This is a genomic window from Dyadobacter sp. 676 (genome assembly GCF_040448675.1).
Taxonomy (GTDB): domain Bacteria; phylum Bacteroidota; class Bacteroidia; order Cytophagales; family Spirosomataceae; genus Dyadobacter.
Genome location: NZ_CP159289.1, coordinates 800,027 through 825,151, shown reverse-complemented (window position 1 = coordinate 825,151; position 25,125 = coordinate 800,027). Strand labels below are relative to the sequence as shown.

Here is a 25,125-nt window from a genome sequence, read left to right as displayed (position 1 = left end):
AATGGCGCTTGCTGCTAAAATGGCTTACGATCATCGTCGTCCTCGTCGAAATCATAGTCTTCGTCGCCAGGGCCGGAAAACATGCTGCTGACGAGATCCTGAAATTTCATCCCCTGATCGAGCGCCTGCTTGCCTACAAGTGAGAATTCGGCCATGCCGTGCAACGCGAATTCCATCATGAAGAGCTTTTCCTCGGCATCGCCGTAAGCAGAAAGCATGTCTACGAAATCGTCCAGGCCGTCTATGGTCCTCAGGCGTGCGGTGTATTCACGGTCGGTCATGTCGGCAGGCATCTCCATTTCATTGCCTGCACCAAACCATTCCACCACTTTCGCGTAAGGATTGATCTTGCTTTTTTTGCTTTTTTCAGGATCCGGGAAGAAGTTCAGGAATTGCGTGCGGATCGCTTTGCCGATCAGGTTCTGCGCCACGATTACCGGGCCCTCCACTTCGCCTTCGTAAACCAACTCCACTTTCCCGCAAATCGCCGAAACGACGCCATACAGGTCCGAAATCCGTACGTAAGTCGAACTTTCTCCATTGATCAGCGCTCTTCTTTCGGCGGTACTTAAAAGGCTTTCATAGGCCGAAATCGTCAAACGTGCCGAAACGCCACTTTTGGCGTCTACATACTCGCTTTCCCGCGCCTCGAATGCAATCTGCTCGATCAATGTTTTTACCAGCTCATTTACGCGGACCAGGCTCTGCTGTTCCGGTTTCACAATCGCTTCCTGTTCGGTAATGCGCTTGCCGGTTTCGATCGTTTTGGGGTAATGCGTTACGATCTGGCTTTCGATCCGGTCTTTCAGCGGCGTTACGATGCTTCCCCGGTTGGTATAATCCTCGGGATTAGCCGTAAACACGAATTGGATATCAAGTGGTAAGCGCAGTTTGAACCCGCGGATCTGAATATCGCCTTCCTGCAAGATATTGAACAACGCTACCTGGATGCGCGCCTGTAAATCGGGCAGTTCGTTGATCACGAAAACGCCGCGGTGCGAGCGCGGAATGAGCCCGAAATGGATCACACGCTCGTCGGAATAGGGCAGTTTTAAGGTTGCCGCTTTGATCGGATCTACGTCGCCGATCAAATCCGCTACCGAAACATCAGGCGTCGCCAGCTTTTCGGTATAACGCTCATCGCGGTGCAGCCATGCTATCTCCGCATTGTCGCCCAGCTCGGCCAGCACGTCCTTGGCATAGCGCGAAAGCGGCGCCAGGGGATCGTCGTGCAATTCCGAATTTTTAATGTAAGGAATGTATTCGTCGAGCAGACCGACCATCATGCGTGCGATACGCGTCTTCGCCTGCCCGCGAAGGCCCAGGAAGTTAATGTTATGCATGGAAAGAATAGCCCTTTCCACGTCGGGAATAACCGTTTCCTCGTAACCCCAGATTCCCGGGAAGACATTCTCTTTATTCCTGATCTTTTCAATCAGGTTATCTCTCAGCTCTTGCTTGATCGAACGCGACTGATAACCTGCTTTTTTTAGTTCTCCGAGCGTTCGGATTCCCAGTAGTTCTGTGCTTGTAAGCTTTGAGTAAGTCATGTATGAAATGGTGGATTAACGCGCGTACGCCACAGATCGCATTTCGCGGATCACCGTGATCTTGATCTGACCAGGGTACTGCATTTCTTTTTCAATTTTTTGCGAGATATCAAACGACAGCAGTCCGGCCTTTTCGTCGGACACATTATCGGCGTCGATGATCACGCGGAGCTCGCGACCGGCCTGGATCGCGTAGCATTTCTCTACGCCGTCAAACGACAGGGCGAGATTTTCAAGGTCGCGGAGGCGTTGGATGTACGATTCCATCATTTCGCGGCGGGCACCCGGGCGGGAGCCTGAAATGGCATCGCAAACCTGGATAATCGGCGAGAGAATGCTCGTCATCTCGATCTCGTCGTGGTGTGCGCCGATTGCGTTGCAAACCTCGGGGTTTTCCTTGTATTTCTTGGCAAGCTCCATACCCAGGATCGCGTGCGGGAGATCCGATTCTTCGGGCCATACCTTGCCTATATCGTGGAGCAAACCGGCACGTTTGGCCAATTTGGTATTCAAACCAAGCTCCGCGGCCATTGTGGCGCATAATTTGGCCACCTCGCGGGAGTGTTGCAGCAGGTTTTGTCCGTAAGACGAACGGAAACGCATCCGGCCGATCATTTTCACCAGCTCGGGGTGCAGGCCGTGGATACCCATGTCGATCACGGTCCTTTCGCCGATTTCGACGATTTCGTCTTCGATGTTTTTGCGCGTTTTGGCTACTACCTCTTCAATGCGGGCCGGGTGGATACGTCCGTCCTGCACGAGGCGGTGCAGCGAAAGCCGTGCGATTTCCCTCCTTACAGGGTCGAAACCGGAGATAACAATCGCTTCCGGCGTGTCGTCGACGATGATTTCGACACCCGTTGCCGCTTCCAGCGCACGGATGTTACGTCCTTCACGACCGATGATTTTCCCTTTGATATCGTCGTTTTCGATGTTGAATACGGAAACGCAGTTTTCGATGGCGTGCTCCGCGGCGGTACGCTGGATGGTTTCGATGACGATCTTTTTGGCTTCTTTCGTGGCGGTAAGCCGCGCCTCTTCCATGGCACTTTTAATATAGGACCCGGCGCGGGTTTCGGCTTCGGCCCTCAGAGCGTCCACGAGTTGCTCGCGGGCCTGCTCCGCGGTAAGATTGGCGATTTTTTCAAGCTGTGCAACTTGTTGCTGTAATGATTTCTCCGCTTCCTCGCGACGTTTGGTAGCCGCTTCCAGCTGTTGGTTGAGGCTGTTTCTGAGGTTTTCGAGCTCGTTTTCCTTGCGCTTGGTCTGTTCCATGCTCTGGTTCAGGCTCTGCTCGCGCTGTTTGAGTTTCTGCTCGTTGCTTTGCAGGATGCTGCGCTTTTTATTGGCGTCTTCTTCGAATTCCGATTTTAAACGGAGGTACTTTTCTTTTGCTTCGAGAATGCGGTCTTTCTTGATGTTTTCGGCTGCTACCTCTGCATTCCTGAGAATTTCAGCGGCACGCTCCTGGGCCTCTTTTTCCTTGGCGTCGAATGATCGCTGAAAAATGTACTTACCTGCAAAAATACCCACCCCTACGGCGATGATATCGGACAGGATGACGATGAAGAACAAAGAATTTGACATTTCAATAATGGTTATATATAGTTGGTTTTACCGACTACACCCGCGTTGAAATGCCGAAAATGGAAGAAATTGAAAGTATATTTTTGCAGATACTGTAAAAATCAAGGGGTTAGGTATGGGTTCAGCTCTCAATAGCGCTGGCGAGCGTTTCGTCCAGTTTTTCCACTCTGCTTTTAAAAGCCGCTACCAGGTCGTTCATTTCTTCCTGGTTTCGTTGTAATGCCACCAGGCATTCGATAGAAGTCAATGCAATGGCCTCTATATCACCGTATACTTTCCCTTTTTCTTTATGCTGTTGCACACGCTGCATGAACACCTCATACCCATCCCTGTAAAATTTCTCCTGATCCGCCGGAACGCTCAGTTTGAAACCTCTGTCCAGCAGTTTTATAAAGACAGAAACGTCTGGATTAGGTATGCTATTTTTTTTCATAAGGTATCTTCAAGCAATTCGATGCACTTATCGATCTCCTGGATATATCTTTCAACTGATTCTTTCAGTTCGGCAATTGCGCCTGTTGGTGTCAGTTTACTAGTGACAAGTTTAGCGAAACTTTTAGACTTATTAAAGTCTTTTTCCAAAGAGGTGTATTTTTTCCTTATTTCTTTCGCTTCTTCCGTGAGCTTCGCATTGGCCGCCCGGAGCTCCGCGTTTTCGCGCTGGAGCTCTGAGATCGACCAGCTTAACTTCTCTTTATGATTGATCAGGATTTCGAGTTTTTTCTCGACGTCGGACAGTTTGTGTTCGATAATACGTTCAGTGGTTCTCTCCATTTTCCTCAACTGAAAAATCCGACAATGAAAACTGTGGTTTACTTTCTGATCACCGCCTCAAATTCCCTTTCGTAAGTTGCAATCAGCCGTTGCATCGTTTTGTCGATCACTTTGTCGGTGAGCGTTTGCTGTTCATCCTGCAAAATGAAGCTGATCGAATACGACTTTTTACCTTCCAGGTTCGCCCCTTCGTACACGTCGAACACGTTCACGGCCCGAAGCAGGTTACGCTCGGTCTTGTAGGCGGCCTGGCGCAGTTCTTCAAAAGTGACTTTCTTGTTCAATACCACAGAAAGGTCGCGGCGGACTTCCGGAAACTTGGGTACTTCCACATATTCAACGGCAGCATTGTACTGGCGCAGCAGGTATTCCCAGTCGAAATCGGCGTAGTACACAGGCGCTTTGATATCCAGCTTTTTGGCAATGGACGCATTCAGCAACCCGAAGGACACTACCGGTTTTTTATTGGCGAGCAATGTCAATCCACTTTTGAAAATGGCGCTATCCGCTTCCTGTTTCTGCACGTCCCGGATCTTCATCGAAGTCAAAACCTGGTTGACGAATGCAGCCAAATCATGGAAAACCACCTCGCGCGATTTCTCGAACCAGCTTTCCTGACGGATATTGCCGGTAAGGAACACCGAAAGCCGCTCTTTTTCGATGTATTTGCCGTCGGTTTCATGGTAGGTTTTGCCAAATTCAAACAGTTTCAAATCCTTCTGGCGGCGGTTGCTGTTGTAGGCGATCACTTCCAGGCCGGAGAAAAGCAACGTCTGCCGCATGACCGACAGGTCTTCGCTCAGGTAATTGAGGATTTTTACCGGCTGGCCTAATCCATCACCCAATGCTGCGCCATACTCCGGTTTGGTTAATGAATTGTTGATCATTTCATTGAAACCATTGCTCACCAGCAGCTCGGCAACGCGTAGTTTGAGCTTTTCAGGGTCGTTTACCGGGAAATCCGAAAGGTAATCCGAGCTTAAAGCCTCCGACAGCTCCACCTGACCGAAACCGTAAACGCGCAGGATTTCCTCGATCACGTCCGCTTCGCGCTGCACGTCAACCCGGTAAGGCGGTACGATGGCGGTGAAACCGGTTTCGGTCTGCTCGGTTACCCGGATATCCAGACTTTCCAGAATGCCTTTGATCAGGTCTTTTTCCAGCGACTTGCCGATTAGCCGGTCGATGTTCCTATATTTCATACCGACCCTGAAATCCTGTACAGGCTCGGGGTAAATGTCGATAATGTCCGAGGAAATACTTCCACCCGCGATTTCCTGAATGAGCAATGCGGCGCGTTTCAATGCGAAAAGCGGCATATTCGGATCGGTACCGCGCTCGAAACGGAACGAAGAATCGGTCTTGAGCGAGAAACGCTGTGCCGTTCTGCGCACCCACACGGGCGAGAAGTAGGCCGATTCGAGGAAAATAGACGTGGTACCGTCGGTCACGCCGGAAGTAAGCCCGCCGAAAACACCGGCAATGCACATCGGTTCGGGATTTCCGTCGACGCCTTCGCAGCAAATCATCAGGTCATTTGCTGAAATTTTGCGCTCGACGCCGTCCAATGTCACGAACGGCGTGTTTTCGGTAACCGTGGTAACAATCACTTTTTTACCCAAAACCTTATCCGCATCGAATGCGTGCATCGGCTGGCCGAGATCGTGGCAGATGTAATTGGTGATGTCGACAATATTATTGATCGCGCGGATGCCGATCGTTTGCAGGCGCTGTTTCAGCCATTCGGGCGATTCGGCGACTTTAATGCCGGAAATCGTAAGGCCCGTATAGCGGGGGCACGCCTCGGTATTGCGCACCTCCACCGGAATCGGCAGGTTCTGGTTATCCACTTTAAATGCCTCCACCGAAGGCAATGTGATCTCACGTTTTAAAACCGCTTTCAAATCGCGCGCGACGCCATAGTGCGAAGCCGCATCCGCGCGGTTCGGCGTAAGGCCTATTTCGATCAGGTAATCGGAAGAAATGCCGAAATATTCGGCAGCTGGAGTGCCATTGGGCAGCTGGGTATCGAGTACGAGAATGCCGTCATGCGAAGTTCCCACGCCGAGCTCGTCTTCGGCGCAGATCATTCCTTCGGAAACCGCCCCGCGGATTTTGGATTTTTTCAGAACCAGCGGCTGGTCGCTGCCGGCCGGATATAATATAGCGCCTACGGTGGCGACGATCACTTTTTGCCCGGCCGCTACATTCGGCGCGCCGCAAACGATAGAGAGTGGCGTTTCACCGCCCACGTCCACGGTCGTCAGGCTCAGGCGGTCGGCCTCCGGGTGCTTTTCACACGTCAGTACTTCACCGATCACCACGCCCTGCAAACCGCCTCTTATCGATTCGATCTCTTCAATACCTTCGACTTCCAGCCCCGTGCCGGTTAACAACTTACCGATTTCCTCGGGTGTTTCAGTAATTTCAATTAAATCTTTAAGCCACTTATAAGAGATCTTCATCTAGAATGCTTTAATAACAATAAAACTCAGGCGCGGCAAATACAGCCTGTTTGCAAAATTAATGATTTAGTTTGAACGGCATTCGGGCTTTGCGCGCCGGGCTCGTTTTTTATGGTGGTTAACACGGTTCGTGCGGCCCTATTCATGTGTAGCCTCTTCGGTTACCTCGCCGGCATGAATGGCCACGGTCAAAGTGTTTTCGGCGGGAGGTACCGGACAGGCGTAGCTTTCCTGGTAGGCGCAATAGGGGTTATAGGCCTTGTTGAAATCCAGCACGATGGTGTTATTCTTGATCTGGTCCACCGGATAATCCAGGTAGCGGCCGCCGCCGTAGGTTTCCTTGCCGCTGGTCGCATCGCGGAAAAGTACGGAAATCGTGCCCTCGTTTTTCAAAAGGAGCAGTTTTTGGGCCTGGCCTTCGATGGAAAAATTGGCATACCCATATTTTTCATATTTCTCGGTAGTGCCGTCGGTATATTTGACCGTTACTTCCTTATCGTCTTGCATGTAAGGGGAAATGCTGGCTTTCACGCGAAACGCAAGGTTGGGTTCAAAGTAATGCAGCCCGTGAAAGCTTTCCTTGTCCTTGATCGGGGAGTCTTCGCCGGACTTGAACTGTTCGTCTTTGGCGGCGCGCTCTTCGAGTATTTTGGCTTTGTAAGCCGCAGGGTTGGCGGCAATGGCGTCGTCGGCGCTGCTTGTGCCACCCATGTTTTCGATAATGAAGTAAGCAAGGATCGCGATGAACATGGCGACCGTGCTGTAACGGATCACTTTATTTTTGAACATAACAGGGATTATTGGGTAACCGGACTGCAAACTTACACCCGATCGCGTGCTTTGAAAAAGTATGGAGGGTTTATTTACTTTTTTGGAATAATTTTGAAACTTCGCGCCCATCGGGTTTGCGATGTTGGTTGAAATATATCTAAATTGACCTGGGAAAAAACTTTAAACACAATACCTGCCCCATTGTATGTCATACACAAAACGAGTACTCATTGCCGAAGACAGTTCAGTTATTCAAAACCTGGCGAGGAAGATTCTGGAATTTCAGCATTATGAAATCACTTCCGTGAAAAACGGCGAGCAAGTGCTGCAATTGCTTGAAAAAGAGGATTTTGATATTATCCTTTTAGATATCAATATGCCTGTGATGGATGGAATGGAATGTGCAAGGAGCATCCGCAAGTTGCCCGACGAGAAAAAAGCCAAAACGCCGATCGTGGCGATCACGGGCAATGCCAAAAATTATTCAGACGAAGATTTCAAAGAAGCAGGATTTGACGATGCGCTGATGAAGCCGCTGAATTTCGACCGCCTGGTTGAAGTGGTGGCGCATCTGACCGAATAGATACCTGATGAGGATTACATTTCTTGGGACCGGCACATCGCAGGGAATACCGGTTATTGCCTGCGACTGTGTCGTTTGCCGTTCCAACGACCCGCATGACAAGCGTTTACGCACTTCCGTGTGGATTCAGGCCCACGGAAAATCGTTTGTAATCGACACCGGCCCCGATTTCCGCCAGCAAATGCTCCGGGCCAATGTGCGCAACCTCGACGCCGCCGTTTTTACCCACCAGCATAAAGACCACACCGCCGGCCTGGACGATATTCGGGCATTCAATCATCGCCAGCAAATGGATATTCCCCTTTACGGCCGCCTGGAAGTGCTCAACCAGATCAAGATCGAGTTCGCCTACGCATTTTCAGAAACCCGCTACCCCGGTGTTCCGCATTTTGAATTGCATCCTATTGAGAACGAGCCTTTTGAAGTGGATGGTGTGAAAGTGACGCCCATTGAGGTGATGCACCATAAGCTGCCGGTTTATGGCTACCGCATTGGGGATTTTACCTACATTACCGACGCCAATTTCATTTCCGAAGAAGAGCAGGAAAAAATTAAAGGCTCGCGGGTGCTGGTACTCGATACTTTGCAGAAAGAGCCGCATCTTTCACATTTCACACTGTCGCAAGCGCTCGATCTGATCGACAAACTGAATGTACCCGAAGCGTATTTAACGCATATCAGCCACAAACTGGGCTTACACGCTGTGATAGAAAGCGAATTGCCGCCGCACGTGCATCTGGCGTACGACGGACTGGTTCTGGACCTTTAAAAGTCGCCAGATTTAGCTGTACCGGTCGTTTCGCCATGGATAAGCCGTATTGGAATATCCACGCAATTCCCAGAAGCCAAGCCGGTTTTCAGGCAAAAACTGAATGCGGCTGATCCATTTGCTTCCTTTCCAGGCGTAAAGTTGCGGCGTGATCATACGCACCGGGCCTCCGTGATCGCGTTCGAGCGGCTTGCCGTCGGCGGTATGGACCAGCAATACATCTTCTTTCAACGCTTCTTCGAGCGAAAGGTTGGTGGTATATTGGTCGTAACCGTGGCAAAGTATGTGGGTAGCGGCCGGTTTGGGCATGACTAATGCGGCAATATCAGCCATGCGCACGCCTACCCACGGCACATCCATGCGCGACCACGTGGTCACGCAGTGAAAGTCGCTCACGTCTTCAGTTTGAGGCAGGGCCATAAAGTCGTCCCAGGTAAGGGTAACCGGCGATTCCACCTCGCCGTCGACGATCAGCTTCCATTTACTGAGCGGCACCTCGGGCTTGAAACCCAGGTCGAGAACCGGCCATTTGACGGTTGGTGTCTGGCCGATGGGCAGTTTGGGCATCCCGTGACGGTTGGGCGCGCCGCTGCCCAGGGGCCGGGTGTCGGAAACGGAAGGCGTTCCGGCCATTTGCTGTTCGAAACGGGCTTTTAGTTTCATCCGCGCTTCGACGATTTTATCCAGTTTATTGCTTTCTTCCATGTCAACCGATGTTTAGGTACTGATCCATTGCATCATTAAAGCAGTCAAATACCCGCCATAAGTTCCGATTGCATAACCTAAAATTGCCAGCAGCACGCCCACCGGCGCCAGCGACGGGTGAAATGCCGCTGCGACCACCGAAGCCGATGCGGAGCCCCCGACATTCGCCTGACTGCCCACAGCCAGGAAGAAGAACGGTATTTTAAGCCACCTGCACGCCAAAACAAGGATGATACCATGCAGGAAAATCCATATTAACCCAATGGCAAATAATCCCGGATTACCGGCTACCGCGCCCAGGTCCATTTGCATGCCGATCGTCGCGACGAGCACATAAAGGAACACCGAGCCTAACCGCGACGCACCGTAATATTCCAGCTTGCGCACGGGCGTGAGCGAGAGCAGGATACCTATCAGTGTCGCTATGCTGATAACCCAGAAAAAGTTGGACGTAAGACTGTATTTTTCAAGGGCAGGATAGTTTTTGGCCAGGTAAGGGGTGATCATTTCAGCCAAACCGTGCGCCAGGCCGGTAGCCCCGAAACCTGCCGCGGCCAGGAAAATATAGTCGCGCAGCATGGGATTTTGCTCGTTGGCCTTCTGGTCCGAATCCAAATGCTCCTTCACCTCCTGCACCGCACGGCTATCCGCACCCAAGAGCACGTCTACCCGCGAGGCAATGCCTGCGCCGTAAATCAATGCGGCCATCCAGAGTTCGGCGACCAGCACGTCGACGGCCACCATCTGGGAAAAAAGCGTGTCGCTGGGATGGAACACCTCCCGTAATGCGGTTTGGTTGGCCCCGCCGCCGATCCAACTGCCGGCTATCGTAGCTAATCCCCTCCAAACAGCATCCGCGCCTTCGCCGGCTACGGTGGCCGGGCTGACGCTGCCGACAATCCATAATGCAACCGGGCCGCCGATCATAATGCCCGCGGTGCCTATCAGCATGGCCGTCAGTGCCTTCGGGCCTAGGCGGGCCAGCGATTTCCAGTCCATGCCGACTGTGAAAAGTACGAGACAGGCCGGTAGGAAGTACTTGGAAACGACCGGGTAAAGCTGCGATGTGGCGCCATTGACCACCCCGAACGAATTGAGCAGTCCCGGTATGAAATAGCAAAGCAGGAGCGGGGGAATGATGGTATAGAACCGCTTCCAGCCGGGCTGCGCGGCCGTGTAGAAAATACCGGCCAGTATCAGCATTAACAGGCCGAGAACGACGGCGTCGTTGGTAATCATGCGTTGGAATTACAGATTAGGGAAAAGTGAATGGCTAAAAATAGGTGAAAAGTGCCGGAAATGCATTCTTTTAAAGCTTTTACACAAGGTTGCTTGTGTCTGAAACAGCGGGTTTGTAACTTACTGGCAATATATCATTTACTTATACTATGGCAGCTCAGGCAGGTTATTCCAATACAAGTCTTGTCAAAAAGCTGGGTATCAAACCCGGCTTTAAAGTCAGGTTCGTGGATCCGCCCGGGCACTATTTCGATTTGCTGGAAGGGCTACCTGCTGATATTGTGGTCGTTGAAGAACCCACGCCAGGGGTAGATTTCATCCATTATTTTACCGGACAGGCGTCCAGCCTGGAAAAGGACTTAGCCGCATTGAAAACCGAGATAGTCCCGAACGGTATTATCTGGATTTCCTGGCCCAAAAAAGCTTCGAAGGTCCCCACCGATGTCACGGAGGACGTCATCCGGAATCTTGCATTGCCGATCGGCCTTGTAGATGTAAAAGTGTGCGCTGTCGATGCGGTTTGGTCGGGTTTGAAATTGGTGATCAGGGTTAAAGACAGGTAAAGATGTTTGGAACACTAAAAAGATACTTGCTGCTGATAGTAGCGGGAAATCTGGTTTCCGCAGCCATTGCGCAGCAAAATGAGCCGGCGCATGCTGATACAAACGGCAGGGCAAGCATTACCGCAATATTAGATACGACCGATGGCACCCAATACCGTCATTACTACAAACTGGCTAATGGTCGGGTGGTTGGGGAAGACAGCGTTTACGCATTCGACGCAATCGACGATTGTGAAAGCGATGGAAAAATTCGTTTTAGAGATCGCATTACCGATAAGGCCGGTTTTTTCGATAACAATGGAAAGATAGTAATACCGGCTGTTTATGATGATGTTAGCAGGTTTCAAAATGGCATGGCCATGGTGATCAAGGATGCCAGACGGGTAGGGTGGGATGGCGAAGATTGCGAGAAGGGTGACTGTGAGCATTGGTTGTGGAAAGGCGGTAGTATGATGCTGATCAATGCACAGAACGAAGTGCTGGTCGACAGTTTTGAAATAAATGGGCAGATTAATTGGTATTCGGCCCGAATTCAAAACACGCCCGGAGACACAAGCTTGTATTACTCGGTCAGGGGCGTCAACGGCAAATGGTATGTATTTATGGATTATCAGAAGGAATTCGACAAGTGGTTCCGCGAAGAGTACCTGGCTGCGCTGCCGGACCTTGCTAAGCTGCGGGAATTCGCACACGATTCGTTGGTTAGTTCACTGCCTGAATATGAGGGCTGGAAGCGGATGTCGGGTGATGAATTCATACAAAAGTGCGGTAGCCGGTTGGCGGCCCGATTGCAGCCGGTCCGCGACCACAGGATCAGTGTCTTTACCGGACTGACTATATTTGGCCTGAACCCTTATATTCACACCGGAGGATCGTTCGAACCGTTTTTTGACGGATGCATTCCGGGTGACGCCGGGCGTTATCCTGCATTCGATGTTACATCCAACTTCACCGATAAAGACGGCCGCCTTGATTATCAGGAGAATTACTCGTTTTTAAGGACAGATAAGGGCTATAAATTGATAGGTGTGTCCTGGCGTAATCCCTAGCGGAATGCGTCCTATTTGAGCTTCATAAAAAATAAATACTTCCGATTGCGATCGTTGAAGGGGAAGATGTTGTTGTCGGAGACGGAGCCAATCCGTTTTTTTAACCACCAAACATCCAGAAACCTTTACCATGGACACGCAGGACGAAACCACAGCCCTGAAAGAGGCAAGAGCATTGTTTATCAAAATGGTAGTCTCCAACTGGGAGCTGCAAAACCAACGTCTGAACGGCTGGCTGGCCAAATTGCCGGAGGAACGTTTATCGGAGCCCGTCGCCGAAGGCAAAAACCGGGCGGTTTACCTGCTGGGGCATTTAATCGCGGTCAACGACGGTATGATCTCGCTGCTCGGCCTGGGCGAACGCCTTTACCCGGAGCTCGACGAGCTTTTTGTGAAAAATCCCGACCGTACGTTTGCTGAAATTCCATCGGTAACCGATCTGAAAGCCAAATGGGCAAATCTGAATGCGGCACTGACCCGCTACTTCGCCGAACTCGACCCGGAGGAGTGGTTCAGCAAACACAATGCGGTATCCGATGAGGATTTCGCGCGCGAACCGCACCGCAATAAGCTTAATATATTGATTAACAGGACTAACCACGAGGCCTATCACCTGGGGCAACTTATTTTTTTAAAAGCCTGAGATAGTTTTGCAATAGTTGTAAAAGTTAGAGATTTTGCAATATTTTACAGGATTATTCACCACTCTCATAAAATCTTCATCACCACCACCATGGCTGTATACAATCTATCATTGAATGGTAAAAAGGTGAAAGTCGATGTGGAACCCGATATGCCATTGCTTTGGGTGATACGCGACTTTGCCGATTTGAAAGGGACCAAATTCGGGTGCGGTATGGCGCTTTGCGGTGCCTGCACGATCCACCTGAACGGCCAACCGACGCGGGCTTGCCAGACGCCGGTTTCGAGCATCGGGAAAAACGATAAGATTACGACGATCGAAGGCATCGGCGAGGGCAAAATGAGCATTATCCAGAAGGCCTGGATCGAGGAGCAAGTACCGCAATGCGGTTACTGCCAATCGGGACAGATTATGTCGGCGGCCGCATTGCTGAAATCGAACCCGTCACCGACGGACGCGGATATCGACGCGGCCATGAGCGGCAACCTGTGCCGTTGCGGTACTTACGACAGGATCCGCAAGGCGATCCACCGCGCTTCGGCAGAAATGAAAGTGGCCGAAAAAGGGATCGGTCAGCGCTAATTCAAGTTCATCAACCTAGCCACAGAAAACATTGGAAAATATACAAACATCACGGCGCGACTTCCTGAAAGCCGCCGGTTTTACGTCGCTCGGACTGGCCATTGGCATTACAGGCTTTACGAAAGATGCGTCCCTGAAAAAGGTCGCCCCGGCGGTATTGAAGCTGGAAATCAATCCATTCATTATTATCGACACCACAGGCAATATCACGCTGGTTAACCCACGCCCGGATATGGGGCAGGGGTCGACGCAGGCGGTACCTTCGCTGCTTGCCGAGGAGCTCGAAGTGAGCCTGGAAAAAGTACTTATCGTACAAAGCGACGGTAAAGGCAAATATGGCAGCCAGACCTCGGGCGGCAGCAGCTCGGTACGGGAGCTGTGGATGCCGATCCGTAAGGCAGGAGCGGCGGCGCGTGAAATGCTGGCGGCTACCGCGGCCAAACGGTGGAATGTGCCGGTGTCGGAATGCACTGCGGAAGACGGTAAAATATGGCACAAAGCAAGTAGAAGGAGCCTTTCTTACGGAGAACTGGCGGATGAGGCGTCGAAACTCGAAATTCCGAAAGAGCCGAAACTGAAAGAACCGAAGGATTTCAAGATTATCGGGAAGTACAACAAGCGCCTGGATGTCCCTGAGCGGGTGACCGGAAAAGCTGTTTACGGGCTCGACGTGGACGTACCGGGTATGGTATATGCCGCTATCGTGCATTCACCGATGATCCACGGCAAGGTAGCGTCCATCGACGATTCGGAAACCAAAAAGGTAAAGGGCGTTTTGAAGGTATTGAAAACGGAGCGCACCATGCCGCACCGGACTTCGGAGGCCGTGGCGGTGGTTGCTACCAACTGGTGGGCCGCATTGAAAGGCAAACGGGCGCTGAAAGTCAATTGGGATAATGGCAATTATGCCAAGACGGTCGATACTGCGGGCTATTTCGCCGCCACCTACGAGGCCGCGAAGAAAGACGGAGTGAATTTTGAGGAGAAGGGCGATTTCACCGCGAAATACGCTACCGCCAAGGAAAAGTTGGAATCGCATTATGAAACGCCGTTCCTGGCGCACGCGCCTATCGAGCCCGAAAACGCGGTTGCGCACGTGAAGGACGATGGCTCGGTGGAGATATGGGCGCCCATTCAGGGACCCGACTGGGCACTACGGGACGTCTGCGGGTATTTGAAGGTAAAGCCCGAGCAGGTGAAAATCAATGTAACGTTGCTGGGCGGCGCATTCGGCCGCAAGGCGTACCACGACTTTTTGCTGGAAGCCTGCCATATTTCAAAGGAATTGAAAAAACCTGTAAAGGTGATCTGGACACGCGAAGACGATATTACCCAGGGCCCTTACCGTCCGGGAATGCTGAGTCACATGCAGGGATTTGTGGAAAACGGAAAAATTACCGGTTTTCATCATCATGCGATCGGCGAGTCGATTGTAGGGCAGGTTTTTAAAGGCCTCAAAGACGACGAAGCAGATCCATGGCTGAGCGAGGAAATCAGCACGGGAAATAACAAGTATCAATTCGCGGCGGCCTCCAAAGTCAGCTGGACGAATGTGAAAACCGATATTCCCGTGGTTTGGTGGCGTTCCGTATATGCTTCCAATTTTGGCTGGGGGCAGGAATGCTTCATCGACGAGCTGGCGCATCTGGCTAAAAAAGACCCGTTGCAGGCGCGTCTTGAAATTCTTCCCGACGAACGCTTCAAAAAAGTGCTGGAAACGCTCGCCGAAAAGGCCAACTGGAACGAGAAGCTTCCGGAAGGCAGCGGTAAAGGAATAGCGGTCTTCAAATCTTTTGGAAGTATTTCGGCTTGCTGCATCACCGTGTCCAGAAAAGATGCCGGCGTGAAGATCGACAAAGTGGTTTCGGTAATCGATTGCGGCTATTATGTGAACCCCGACAACGTAAAGGCACAAACCGAAGGTAACATCGTAATGGGTATCACCGCAGCCATCAAAGACGGTATTACGTTCACCAATGGCATTTGTGACCAGACCAACTACCATCAGTTCAACGTCATGCGTATCAACGAGGCACCGCCGATGGAAATCCACATCGTCGACAGCGGGGCTGTTCCGGGCGGAGTGGGAGAACCCGGCCTGCCGCCGGTTGCGCCTGCGTTGGGCAATGCGATATTCGCGGCAACCGGTAAGCGGCTCCGAAAGTTGCCTTTTGATATCAACAACATCGCATAAACAATGGCCTACGACGAGCGAGTAACCAACCGGGTCCGCGAGGCCCTGGCCGGTCATCCCCTGGGCGCTCAACTCCTGGTAGAGGAAAAAAGCCTCTTCCAGGGCTTGGCTTTTATGGTCGAAGACAAAATGTGCATCTGCGTCCGTAACGACGTACTGCTATGCCGGATCGGCCCGGATGAGTACGAGGCGGCCCTGGAAATGAATGGTGTCAAGCCGATGGTCATGAACGGGCGGGTGGCAATAGGATACGTGTACGTAAGTCCGGAAGGATATGCTTCGCGGGAAGCTTTCGATTCGTGGATCAACAAATGTCTGGCTTTCAATAAATTTGCCAAGTCGTCGAAAAAGAAGAAATAGTGGAGGAATTGTTGGTCGATAAGAAATATCAGCTGGAAAAATTTCCCGGGAAAGGTGGTTGGACGTACGTAGTCATCCCGGACGTCCGGCAGGACATCAAGCGTAAGTTCGGCATGGTGAAGGTCAAAGGCCGTATCGACGATTATGAATTGCTCGGCTACAACCTGATGCCCATGGGCGGCGGACAGCTTTTTCTTCCGGTAAAAGCCGAGATCAGAAAAAAGATCGGGAAAAAAGAAGGCGACTGGGTGACAGTCGTGTTGTATGCCGACGGTTCGGGGCTATCTATTCCGAAAGAGCTGATCGATTGCCTCAAAGACGAGCCTCGCGCCTATGCCAACTTTCAGAAGCTTACCGAAAGCGCCCAAAAAGAATACCGAGATTGGGTTTACGCTGCCAAAAAGGACGAAACCAAAGTAGCCCGCATCGCGAAGATGATCGATATGCTCGTGGATGGGAGACGGCTGACGGGGGATAAGTAAAATCCGTTTAGGCGTAATAAATTGAATATTATAGTACAAAAACGGGAAGCGGAGTTCGAAACAGTTCCGCTTCCCGTTTTTGTATCACAAACGCAGATTATTCCGCGCCATCAGTTTTTGCCCTCGCGACGGCATACCCGCCGATTTTGTGTCCGGCAGAAAGGCCGGCTTCGCAGTCGAAACGGTAGTGGATCATACCATAAATGCGGGATACGGATGCTTCCGCGGCCATATCGTCGACTTCCTTCTTTTTATCGGGAAAGATGTGGGCCAATACCTCGGCAGCCGCGCCGGAGAACGTCGAGTGGCCCGACGTGTAAGAGGGGAAGTTGGGCAACCCGACCGACGTTTTGATTTTGCTGCTCATCTGGTTGGGGCGTGGGTAATAGTAGTAATATTTCACATCCCAGCAGCAGATCCCGGCATCCTGCATGGTGGTGCCCAGCAATGCCAGCGTGCGAGCGGTACGCACCTCACTGAACTTATTTTCATGGCATAACGCGGCGCCTTTCCTGTGCCAATGGCCCGGAGGGGTATAACTGCCGACGCCATCGGACCAGAAGCTGGCAATGCGAGCCTGTTCGCGGGTCTGGTTTTTAGCGATATCGAGCAATTCGTTCAGGTCTTTCTGATAGGCGGGGCTGCCGATAACCGGCGGTGCTTCGGGGCGAAGGGTAGCGACGGTCGCAGAGTCGAAATTCCAGGGTTTGACGAAGCCATACGTGGGGAGCATAGGCGGGCGAGGCGGAAATTCCTGGCTCACCCAAGGCTCGGTTACACCTAATTTGCGCGCATTCTCAATCATGGCGGCGGTTTGTGCCTGGTTGTTGGCGGCGCTCATTTTATCGGTCTTGGCACGCGCCATAATTTTTGCGCCAACAGCCTTACCCAGCTCCGAGCCGGCCAGAATATCGCTTTCGACATTCATTCCTGCCGAAATCCTGCTTTGTTTATGCTCGGCCAGTTTAGCATCCAGGAACGGCACTTCGCTCGGGAACATCGCTTTCAGAATGGCAACTGAAACTTCGGCTACCACCGCATCCTCAGAAGGATATGACGGAAGATCGCTTACGGGCAGTAGCGTTTTGACCGAAGCGTCGTTTTTGGAAGGGGCTTTGCGGTTGTATTTAAATTTGTAGTTCCACGCGGCTATCAGCGCGTCGTACTGCGCTACGCTCAGGTACGCCAGGGCGCGGGCCGCGTAGGGCGGGTTGGCGAACGGGAATTTGGGGTCTTTCAATGGGTTGGCAGCGTCCGGTAGGGGATATTTGCCTTCTGCGTTGGAGGCGGGAGGGCTGTTATAGCGGGCACACAATTCGCGTGCTATTTCATTCCACCGGTACACAGCACCTGCGCCCCAGTAGTTGATTTGATCGCGCTGCTGCGGTGTAACGGCATCGGTCGCTTGTTTTAACTTTTCCAGTTCGGCCTTGTATTCCGCCGACGTTGCCGCTTTGGGTTCGGCAACTGCGATTTCACCGGATGACGCCAGGACGTACGGTTTCCAGGTACCGGCCCTTTCGTCCAGGCTGGACGGCGTATTGATACCCGCGGTTGGCTCGTCGACGGTTTTGGAGCACGACCAAAGCATTGTCACCGTCAGGACGGGCATTATCAGCCGTGCGACGGACTGCCGGAAGGAGATATTTTTGATTTTCATTGTCTCTGTCTCAAATATTAGTTGTTAGCTTCTTTGGCGTAACGGAATTGGTATAGCACGCCAACCGAAAAGGCAGTGCTCTGGCCGACATTCCGGCCATCGACCACATGTGAAGCGCGCGCGTTGACACCGATATTTTTAGGCTGGAATTTGGCATACACTCCCACGACGGTCGATTTCATGTTGTTTGTCGGGAACGGCATGTCGTTGCGGCGAATATTGTCGCCACCGTCGCAGGCCCCGTATTCGATGAAACCTTCGGCCTGAATGGCTTTTTTGAGGTAACCCAGTCTCGCGGAAGCGTCGTAGGCATTAGGGACCGATACTTTGTTGGTATTATACAACTTGCCATCGGCCAGGTACGAGTCGCGATCGATGGTGATTTTGCTTCGGAAGATGTAGGAACCCGAAGCGGTCAGGTAAATGCCGCTCTTATGACGGTAGTTGGCAAGGAGCCTGACTGTGGCTGTTTTGCATTGTAAACCGATCGACATCGGAAGAAAGTCGGGAATGTAATCCGAAACGGGTATCGATCCGCCTGCGATCGCATGCAGCGAGAAGCCGGATTTGTTCAGGAACCGGTATTTCAACCAGCCGGAAGCATCCTGAAAGCCTTTTTGCCAGCGCAGGTTACCCGCGCTGGCCTGCGTCCACACGTAGGGGACGGCCACAATCGCATTCAGGTTTTTGGTGATACCCACAGCAAGCATCGGCATGACGCTTTGCGTGGTATGCGTACCGATGTTGAGGTTTTCACGTTTCAGCGAATTCTCCCAATACTGGTCCCACGAGCTGTGAGTATAAGAAACTGCCAGACAGGCTGTTTTTTTACCCATATAAATGGCGTCGTTCGGCATCTGGGCGTGAGCGGAGGGGATCGAGCCGGCGATTGCAAGCAATATGCCAAGCACTCGCAGCCCTTTTTGGTGTAAAGAGTGCATCATAGGATTTTCAATTTAGTAGGATAACTGCATCCGTTCCGGCGGATGCAGGATTTGACCAGGCATTGCAGGCCGGCCAACGGCGTGGTAGCAGGTTGCCTTGTGCCTAAATAATTGCCTGGCGGCATTCGGGCGGCGGCGAAGCCAGAGGGGTTTTGAAGGAGCTGTAACGGACTGTCACGAAACGGTTGCCGAATGGCTGTCCTTCCCGGATAATATCATCGGAACGGGCCGGGAATTTGAAATTATTCGGAATATAGATTTTCAAAAGATTGCCCAGCAGCTCGACTGCCTTGCCGTAGGGACTTTGCGGAATGTCCGTATGCGGGTCGTTCAGCACCTGCATTGCATTGGCGAGCTCAAAAAAACGATCCCGGGCCGCTTCATTGGACCGGAGCGTTACGTAAAGTGTATCGTTTTCGTGCAAAACATGGGTAGGGTTATAAAACTGCCCGTCCCGTTTCACCAGTCCTTCCAGATTTTCCGTGATTTCGAGGTTACCCGAGTAAGGGAGGGACGGCAGGTAGATTTTCATAACCTTCGCTTCCGACGAGTCCCCGGAAGACGCGATCTGATAGTCTTTTTCGAAAAAAAGAACGGCAAGGCTGAGCCCGAACATATTGTAGAGCAGCAATGCCAATAACCCTATCGACGCGATTTTTCTCAATTCTGAAAGAGGATTTATAATCAAATGTAGTCATTTCAGATACATATAAACAAGTACTCGGTATAAATCCTTAACTAACTGGTTTTCTGCGACATAGTAACCGATGGTTTATTATAATAGGACCGAACGATTATTCATTTGGATTTCAGCGATATGTGCAGATTGGAACAGCGAGGTAAGCGACGAAATGCTTATCTTGACAAACCGAATAGCTAATCGAGGAACACTATGAAACCTTATACTTCTCTTGATGAATGCCATAGAGGCGTTCTGGTTGGTTTGTTTGTTATTCTTTGCGCTTTCTCGCAGGAAGGCTCCTTCTCGCGAAAGGACTTCGAAAAGCTGGAACCGATCATCGGAACCTGGGTTAGTAAACGTACCCGTGGTGACATTTACGAGACCTGGAACCGAAAAAACGCACAGGAGCTCACGGGTATGAGTTATGCATTGGCCGGCAAGGATACGACCCCGCTGGAAACGGTGCGGCTTTACTTTCAGGGAAAGGACATTGTTTACGCACCCGTAGCAGCAGGGCAAAACGACGACAAGGAAGTGCTGTTCAGGCTGCAAGCTATTCAGGGTAACCGTTTCGTGTTCGAGAATGCCCGGCATGACTTTCCGAAACGTATCGTCTATGATTTCAAATCAGCCGACTCGCTTTTGGCCTACATCGAAGGCGAGGTGAACGGCCAGCCCCGCAGAGTGAATTATCCGTACAAAAGAATACATTAATCAATCACCAACACCATGAAAAGATCGGAAGTGGTACCTATGCCCCGGTTTTTTGACCGCTATATCAACCTCGTAGACGACATCGAACTCCTCGACGGCTTCCAAAAATATGCCCCTGAACGCATATTTGCCGAAACTGAAAAACTGCTGGGCCTGGGCGACCGCGTATATGAGCCGGGAAAATGGACGGTAAAGGATATTTTGCAGCACGTGATCGACAACGAGCGGATCATGGCTTACCGTGCGCTCCGTTTTTCCAGAAACGACAAGACGCCGCTGCCCGGCTACGACGAAGCTGTGCTGGCTGCGAATACCACTGCCAGCCACCGGACTGTCGACGATCTGATGGAAGAGTTCCGTGAGCTACGCCGGAGCACCGTCACATTGTTCCGGAATATGGACAGCATCATGCTCACCCGGCCGGGTAACGCAAATAATACCGAAATATCGCCCCTGGCATTGGGTTTTGTGATCCTCGGTCACCCGGTACACCACATGAACATCATCCGCGAACGATATTTCCCGCTGCTTTAAACGCCCGCGAGCTGATCGAGCGCCTCTTCCACCTTGGTTACGGGCAGTTGGCAGGTCTTGTCATAACAAACGTAAATCGCTGTTTTCGCATTGATATCCGTTCGGTTCATCAACAGCGGCAGGGTAGAAGAGGTGCTGGTACCCATTACAATTTTGTTCGGGACAAAAAAGCGGTCGAAGTCTTTCCGCATGGCATCCGCCTCGCCGCCGACGATCGCGATTTCCGCGGTGGGCACCGCGCGCAGGCAGTATAACGCAGCCCAGTTGGTAACCCATTGCACATCGGCCAGGAGTAATTTCGTCATCCGGGAAAGCATGTTGTCCGCGACCTCAAGATAATCGTCGCGATCCAGCATTTTGCCCAGCGTGTACAGATTGTGGGCCATTATAGAGTTCGAAGATGGAATGACATTGTCGAAAAGCTCTTTCTTACGTGCAATCAGCGCCTCGCCGTAGGCATCGGTAAAATGGAAAAAACCTTCCGACTGATCGAAAAAGTTGCTTAATGTGTAGTCTGCCAGTTGCCGGGCCTGTTCCAACCAGTTTTCTTCGAATGTGATTTGATACAGGCCGAGGTAACCTTCGATTACCGCCGCATAGTCTTCCAGAAAGCCGGTTATTGTGGCAGTGCCGTTTTTAAAGCTATGGTTCAATCGGCTTCCCGACGTCATTTTTTCGGCAAGGAACCCGCCGGTGGCGACGGCCAGTTCGCGTATTTCCTCGTGACCGAGCGCGCGGTAGCAGTCTGTCAGTCCTTTGATCAGCAGTCCGTTCCATGAGGCCAGTATTTTATCGTCCAGCCCCGGTCTGATTCTGTTACGACGTTTGACCGCCAGCTTGCCCAATGCGTTTTCATACAAACTTAAAAAGTCATCCTGCCAGATGCCGGCGGTACGGGCGGCGTATTCGATCGGTTCGGTCAGGTGCAGATGGTTGTAGCCGTGCTCCCAATTACCTTGCGCCGAAATATTATAAAGTTTTGAGAACCAGGCGAAATCTTCCCCCAAGGCTTCTTTGAGCTCTTGTTCGGTCCAGATGTAAAATTTGCCTTCTATGCCTTCACTATCCGCGTCCAGGGCGGAGAAGAAACCTCCTTCCGAGCTGCGCATTTCCCGGGAAAGCCATTGGATGGTTCGCTCGATGCGGTCGGCGTAAAGCGGCTTTTGGGTTAGCGAATAAGCTTCGGCATACACGCTCAGCAGCTGTGCATTGTCGTACAGCATCTTTTCGAAATGCGGGATAAACCAGTCTTCATCGACCGAATACCGCGCCCAGCCACCGCCAACGTGGTCGTAAATGCCTCCGAGCGCGATGCGGTCCAGTGACAGTTCTGCCTGGGCCAATGCCTCCGGGTTCTGGCTGATGTCGAAATAACGCAGCAGGAACTTGTAAATGGAAGGCATCATGAACTTGGGGGCCCGGTCCATTCCTCCCTTTTTAGTATCGAAATGCCTTTGTATCTGCTCGAACATCAGATCCAGGTCATGGGTGTTGAACTGGACGGTCGCATTTACGAGGCCGTATTTCTGGGTTTCAGAGGCGACCATGTTCTGGACAAAACCTTCGGCGGAACTGGCCAGCTCGTCGTAATGATTATGGAAAGCCTGGTTAATGCTCTTCAAAAGCTGCACCCAGTTTTGCGGCGGAAGATAGGTGACACCGTAAAAAGGTTTGGTGTCGGGCAAAAGGAACACATTCAACGGCCATCCTCCGCGTACGCCCATAGCCTGCACGGCATCCATATACACCGCGTCCACATCCGGCCGCTCTTCCCGGTCGACTTTAATGCATACGAAATATGCATTCATTATCTCGGCGATAGGCTCTTTCTCGAAGCATTCCCGTTCCATGACATGGCACCAGTGGCAGGCCGAATAGCCTATACTCACCAGGATGGGTTTGTTTTCTTTCCTGGCCCTGGCTAGTGCTTCTTCTCCCCAGGGATACCAATCAACGGGGTTGTTGGCATGTTGGAGCAGGTACGGGCTGGTTTCTTGACTAAGTCGGTTCATATTCGTACAGGTGGCTATTGCGATATCACCACCTTTTTAATGACTGTTCGGTTGCTGGTCGTAAAGCGGGCAAAATATATGCCAGCGGAGAGCTTGGGAAGCGGGATGACGGTTTGGGTATTGCCGGCGAATGCTTTCAGTTTTTGCTGAACGAAGATCTGGCCTTTGGTATTGGTCAGCGCGAAATCTATATCCGTTACGCCATTTACACCGGCGAGTGAAACCCGGAGTTCCCGCGTCGCCGGGTTGGGATATACATTCACCATATCCAACGAAGGTTCTACGCCGTTCACAGTGTCGTTGAGGTCGAATTTGCAGAGGAAAACTTCCTTGCCTTTCATGGTGATATTTCGTGCCCAGTTCTGGTAGGAAACCGTAATCGAGGTGGTTTCGTCGTCGGCGGCATAAGGGTTTTGTGCCGCGATCAGGATATTCCCTCCCTTCACAATGCCACGCCATACGGGATTTTGCTGTTCCATATTGTCGCGCGCCGACATGGGGATTACGACTTGATAGTCGCCTTCGAGCATGTCCCTGAACTGCGACAGCCGGTAGAGCCCATAAATGAAATGCTCATAGGGAGCATAATTTTCCTGCCGTTCGGCGGACAAAAACGGATTTTCCCAAACCCAAAGCCCTTTTGCGCCGGAAAAGAAGGGGAATATCGCCGTCGCTTCGGCCATGAACCCGGTAATCAGCGGGATGTTCGGATCGTAACTGTCGTGCACGCGCAACCACACGAACGGAATGACGGGTTTGTCGCTCCATGCGACGTTGGCTTCGATGTTGAACAGCAAATAGGAGAGGTAATCTTTTCCGAACGGATTATCATACCCGTAATAATAGTAGGGAGAAGGCGAGAGGAAATCCATCGCCTGATAGAAACTTCCGCCGATCTTGCCTGCATTGTCCTGGGTGAGGTAATGCGTACGCGCGAGGTTGGTGGCCCAATCCTGCCAACTGTTTGTGGTAATGTTGAGCCAGGTATTGCGGATGGGGACGTCGCTGTAACTGGTTATCGTGGCTTTGACACCCTTCGCGCGGAGGCGGTTGATCGCTTCGGTATACCACCAGCGCATATCGCGCTTGTAAGTCGCCAGAAAATCGGCGTCCGGCAAGTTGCGGTAACTTTGCGGGATACGTGCATTGGTTTTCAGCGCCAGAATATCCCGGTCTTCGCGCTGCATGCGTTCGATGTCGAGGCAAACGATGTCGGCGCCGGTAACGGTGCCCGCGTAATTGTCCCAATAGCTGCGGTATGCCGCCGTATCGTTCCCCCATGGACTGCGCAGAGTATTATCGGCCCACGGCTGGTCACCACTCGACGTGGCCACGCCGTACCAGAGCACGGCGATCTGACTGTGCTGTAACGAGGCGGGCTCCGGGCCGCTGAAAGCCGCGATGTGGCTGAAACCGTGTTTAAGGGGCTGGGATTGCGTGTCGCCGAAGCGGGGGCCGCTGTAAACGATTTTGAACGGAAGCGAAAATTCGGGGAACTTGCCCCATTCGATGCTGTTGTTGGTCTTGACAGGGTTTAGCACATAACCGGGTTGGCAGTTCTGGGCATAGGCATGGGCTGCCCATAGCCATACGCTCAAAAATATGCTGTAAAATGTCCTTAAATAGCTGTTTGTATAGTATATCATAAGATTTGACCGGACAATTTCGTTACCTTTGCAATGTCGCCAATTTCACTTTTTCGGGACGCCCGGTCGGGACACGCAGTCCGTGAGGCAGAGCCGGGAAGTACCGGGCCGAACAGTTCAGCACAGTCGAAATTGCCTTGAAACGTAAAATACAATCAACATGAAACGACTACTCCTATTTGTTCCAATCCTGTTTTTATCGCTTTTGGTGTTTAGCTGCGGGGACAAAGATAACGACGAAACGCCCCAGCCGACACAAAAGAGCAAAATACTGGTCAATTATCCCTGGCGGATGTATTCCGTGACGGATTTGTCCGGCAAGGAAATTCCCGAGAACCAGCTCGACGCGCAGACAAAGGGTATCAAGGAAATGGACATCCAGTTTCAGCAGAACGCGACGGTAAGAGCATTCGATCAAAATTCGAGCCAGGTGATCAACGGCGGAACATGGTACCTGATCAACGATGAAAAGACGCTGGACATCAAAATCATAGGTTTCTCCGGGGAGTTCGGTCTGGAAGAACTTACGAATACGAAAATGAGGCTAAAAAGTAAAATGACGGTGAACGGGAAAGAGCAGGAAGCTGTAATGGTGTTCCAGCCTGTTGTCAAGTAGC

Annotated in this window: 25 protein-coding genes; 12 read left to right on the top strand and 13 right to left on the bottom strand. The window is 51.6% G+C overall.

Going from position 1 to position 25,125, the window contains the following annotated elements:
• Positions 1–14: 14 nt before the first annotated feature.
• The 6 genes from ABV298_RS03830 to ABV298_RS03805 all read right to left on the bottom strand — a co-directional run bounded on the left by ABV298_RS03830 (position 15) and on the right by ABV298_RS03805 (position 7,165).
• Positions 15–1,550 (bottom strand): magnesium chelatase, encoded by a 1,536-nt coding sequence (locus tag ABV298_RS03830; protein ID WP_353720867.1) that lies wholly within the window; start codon positions 1,548–1,550, stop codon positions 15–17.
• A gap of 15 nt (positions 1,551–1,565) precedes the next feature.
• Complete coding sequence (gene rny / locus ABV298_RS03825) at positions 1,566–3,137, bottom strand: ribonuclease Y (protein ID WP_353720866.1); 1,572 nt, start codon at positions 3,135–3,137, stop codon at positions 1,566–1,568.
• A 121-nt stretch (positions 3,138–3,258) separates the two neighbouring features.
• Positions 3,259–3,570 carry a cell division protein ZapA gene (gene zapA, locus ABV298_RS03820; RefSeq protein WP_353720865.1) on the bottom strand — a complete coding sequence of 104 codons (312 nt, stop codon included), beginning with the start codon at positions 3,568–3,570 and terminating at the stop codon, positions 3,259–3,261.
• Positions 3,567–3,911 carry a hypothetical protein gene (locus ABV298_RS03815; protein ID WP_353720864.1) on the bottom strand — a complete coding sequence of 115 codons (345 nt, stop codon included), beginning with the start codon at positions 3,909–3,911 and terminating at the stop codon, positions 3,567–3,569. The genes zapA and ABV298_RS03815 overlap by 4 nt, the downstream gene beginning before the upstream one ends.
• Positions 3,912–3,949: 38 nt before the next feature.
• Positions 3,950–6,376 carry a phenylalanine--tRNA ligase subunit beta gene (gene pheT / locus ABV298_RS03810; RefSeq protein WP_353720863.1) on the bottom strand — a complete coding sequence of 809 codons (2,427 nt, stop codon included), beginning with the start codon at positions 6,374–6,376 and terminating at the stop codon, positions 3,950–3,952.
• A 138-nt stretch (positions 6,377–6,514) separates the two neighbouring features.
• On the bottom strand, positions 6,515–7,165 hold the full coding sequence (locus tag ABV298_RS03805) for a DUF1684 domain-containing protein (RefSeq protein ID WP_353720862.1): 651 nt from the start codon (positions 7,163–7,165) through the stop codon (positions 6,515–6,517).
• Between the two features lie 187 nt (positions 7,166–7,352).
• Between ABV298_RS03805 and ABV298_RS03800 the strand changes: the two genes are divergently transcribed.
• Complete coding sequence (locus tag ABV298_RS03800) at positions 7,353–7,730, top strand: response regulator (protein WP_019944287.1); 378 nt, start codon at positions 7,353–7,355, stop codon at positions 7,728–7,730.
• Positions 7,731–7,737: 7 nt separating this feature from the next.
• Positions 7,738–8,499 carry an MBL fold metallo-hydrolase gene (locus ABV298_RS03795; protein ID WP_353720861.1) on the top strand — a complete coding sequence of 254 codons (762 nt, stop codon included), beginning with the start codon at positions 7,738–7,740 and terminating at the stop codon, positions 8,497–8,499.
• Positions 8,500–8,511: 12 nt separating this feature from the next.
• On the opposite strand, the gene ABV298_RS03790 is transcribed toward ABV298_RS03795, so the two are convergent.
• Positions 8,512–9,204: a molybdopterin-dependent oxidoreductase gene (locus ABV298_RS03790; protein WP_353720860.1), complete on the bottom strand. Its 693-nt coding sequence runs from the start codon at positions 9,202–9,204 to the stop codon at positions 8,512–8,514.
• A 12-nt stretch (positions 9,205–9,216) separates the two neighbouring features.
• Positions 9,217–10,443, bottom strand: coding sequence for a DUF819 family protein (locus tag ABV298_RS03785; protein ID WP_353720859.1), 1,227 nt, complete (start codon positions 10,441–10,443; stop codon positions 9,217–9,219).
• A gap of 149 nt (positions 10,444–10,592) precedes the next feature.
• On the opposite strand from ABV298_RS03785, the gene ABV298_RS03780 reads away from it, so the two are divergent.
• From ABV298_RS03780 to ABV298_RS03750, 7 genes are all read left to right on the top strand, one after another.
• The gene (locus ABV298_RS03780; RefSeq protein WP_353720858.1) at positions 10,593–11,006 is read left to right on the top strand and encodes a DUF3052 domain-containing protein; all 414 of its coding nucleotides are present in this window, start codon (positions 10,593–10,595) and stop codon (positions 11,004–11,006) included.
• Positions 11,007–11,008: 2 nt separating this feature from the next.
• Positions 11,009–12,055, top strand: coding sequence for a WG repeat-containing protein (locus tag ABV298_RS03775; RefSeq protein WP_353720857.1), 1,047 nt, complete (start codon positions 11,009–11,011; stop codon positions 12,053–12,055).
• Between the two features lie 130 nt (positions 12,056–12,185).
• Positions 12,186–12,698, top strand: a complete 513-nt coding sequence (locus ABV298_RS03770; protein WP_353720856.1) for a DinB family protein — start codon at positions 12,186–12,188, stop codon at positions 12,696–12,698.
• A gap of 90 nt (positions 12,699–12,788) precedes the next feature.
• Entirely contained in the window at positions 12,789–13,280 is a 492-nt protein-coding gene (locus ABV298_RS03765) for a (2Fe-2S)-binding protein (RefSeq protein ID WP_353720855.1), read from the top strand.
• Between the two features lie 31 nt (positions 13,281–13,311).
• Positions 13,312–15,474 carry a molybdopterin cofactor-binding domain-containing protein gene (locus ABV298_RS03760; RefSeq protein WP_353720854.1) on the top strand — a complete coding sequence of 721 codons (2,163 nt, stop codon included), beginning with the start codon at positions 13,312–13,314 and terminating at the stop codon, positions 15,472–15,474.
• 3 nt (positions 15,475–15,477) lie between these two features.
• Entirely contained in the window at positions 15,478–15,834 is a 357-nt protein-coding gene (locus ABV298_RS03755; RefSeq protein WP_353720853.1) for a TfoX/Sxy family protein, read from the top strand.
• Positions 15,834–16,316: a YdeI/OmpD-associated family protein gene (locus ABV298_RS03750; RefSeq protein ID WP_353720852.1), complete on the top strand. Its 483-nt coding sequence runs from the start codon at positions 15,834–15,836 to the stop codon at positions 16,314–16,316. Before ABV298_RS03755 ends, ABV298_RS03750 begins: the two co-directional genes overlap by 1 nt.
• A 97-nt stretch (positions 16,317–16,413) precedes the next feature.
• Here ABV298_RS03750 and ABV298_RS03745 read toward each other — a convergent pair whose 3' ends face one another.
• From ABV298_RS03745 to ABV298_RS03735, 3 genes are all read right to left on the bottom strand, one after another.
• Positions 16,414–17,976 (bottom strand): phosphatase PAP2 family protein, encoded by a 1,563-nt coding sequence (locus ABV298_RS03745; RefSeq protein ID WP_353720851.1) that lies wholly within the window; start codon positions 17,974–17,976, stop codon positions 16,414–16,416.
• 17 nt (positions 17,977–17,993) lie between these two features.
• Positions 17,994–18,920 (bottom strand): hypothetical protein, encoded by a 927-nt coding sequence (locus ABV298_RS03740; protein WP_353720850.1) that lies wholly within the window; start codon positions 18,918–18,920, stop codon positions 17,994–17,996.
• Positions 18,921–19,023: 103 nt separating this feature from the next.
• Complete coding sequence (locus ABV298_RS03735) at positions 19,024–19,584, bottom strand: hypothetical protein (protein ID WP_353720849.1); 561 nt, start codon at positions 19,582–19,584, stop codon at positions 19,024–19,026.
• A gap of 228 nt (positions 19,585–19,812) precedes the next feature.
• On the opposite strand from ABV298_RS03735, the gene ABV298_RS03730 reads away from it, so the two are divergent.
• Together ABV298_RS03730 and ABV298_RS03725 are read left to right on the top strand one after the other, a co-directional pair.
• On the top strand, positions 19,813–20,316 hold the full coding sequence (locus ABV298_RS03730; protein WP_353720848.1) for a DUF6265 family protein: 504 nt from the start codon (positions 19,813–19,815) through the stop codon (positions 20,314–20,316).
• Positions 20,317–20,331: 15 nt separating this feature from the next.
• Positions 20,332–20,850 (top strand): DinB family protein, encoded by a 519-nt coding sequence (locus ABV298_RS03725; RefSeq protein ID WP_353720847.1) that lies wholly within the window; start codon positions 20,332–20,334, stop codon positions 20,848–20,850.
• On the opposite strand, the gene ABV298_RS03720 is transcribed toward ABV298_RS03725, so the two are convergent.
• Together ABV298_RS03720 and ABV298_RS03715 are read right to left on the bottom strand one after the other, a co-directional pair.
• Complete coding sequence (locus tag ABV298_RS03720) at positions 20,847–22,862, bottom strand: thioredoxin domain-containing protein (RefSeq protein ID WP_353720846.1); 2,016 nt, start codon at positions 22,860–22,862, stop codon at positions 20,847–20,849. The two genes, ABV298_RS03725 and ABV298_RS03720, sit on opposite strands and share 4 nt — an antisense overlap.
• Before the next feature lie 14 nt (positions 22,863–22,876).
• Positions 22,877–24,508 (bottom strand): T9SS type A sorting domain-containing protein, encoded by a 1,632-nt coding sequence (locus tag ABV298_RS03715; RefSeq protein WP_353720845.1) that lies wholly within the window; start codon positions 24,506–24,508, stop codon positions 22,877–22,879.
• Between the two features lie 160 nt (positions 24,509–24,668).
• On the opposite strand from ABV298_RS03715, the gene ABV298_RS03710 reads away from it, so the two are divergent.
• A complete protein-coding gene (locus tag ABV298_RS03710; RefSeq protein ID WP_353720844.1) occupies positions 24,669–25,124 on the top strand; it encodes a hypothetical protein in 456 nt (151 codons plus the stop codon).
• Position 25,125 lies beyond the last annotated feature (1 nt).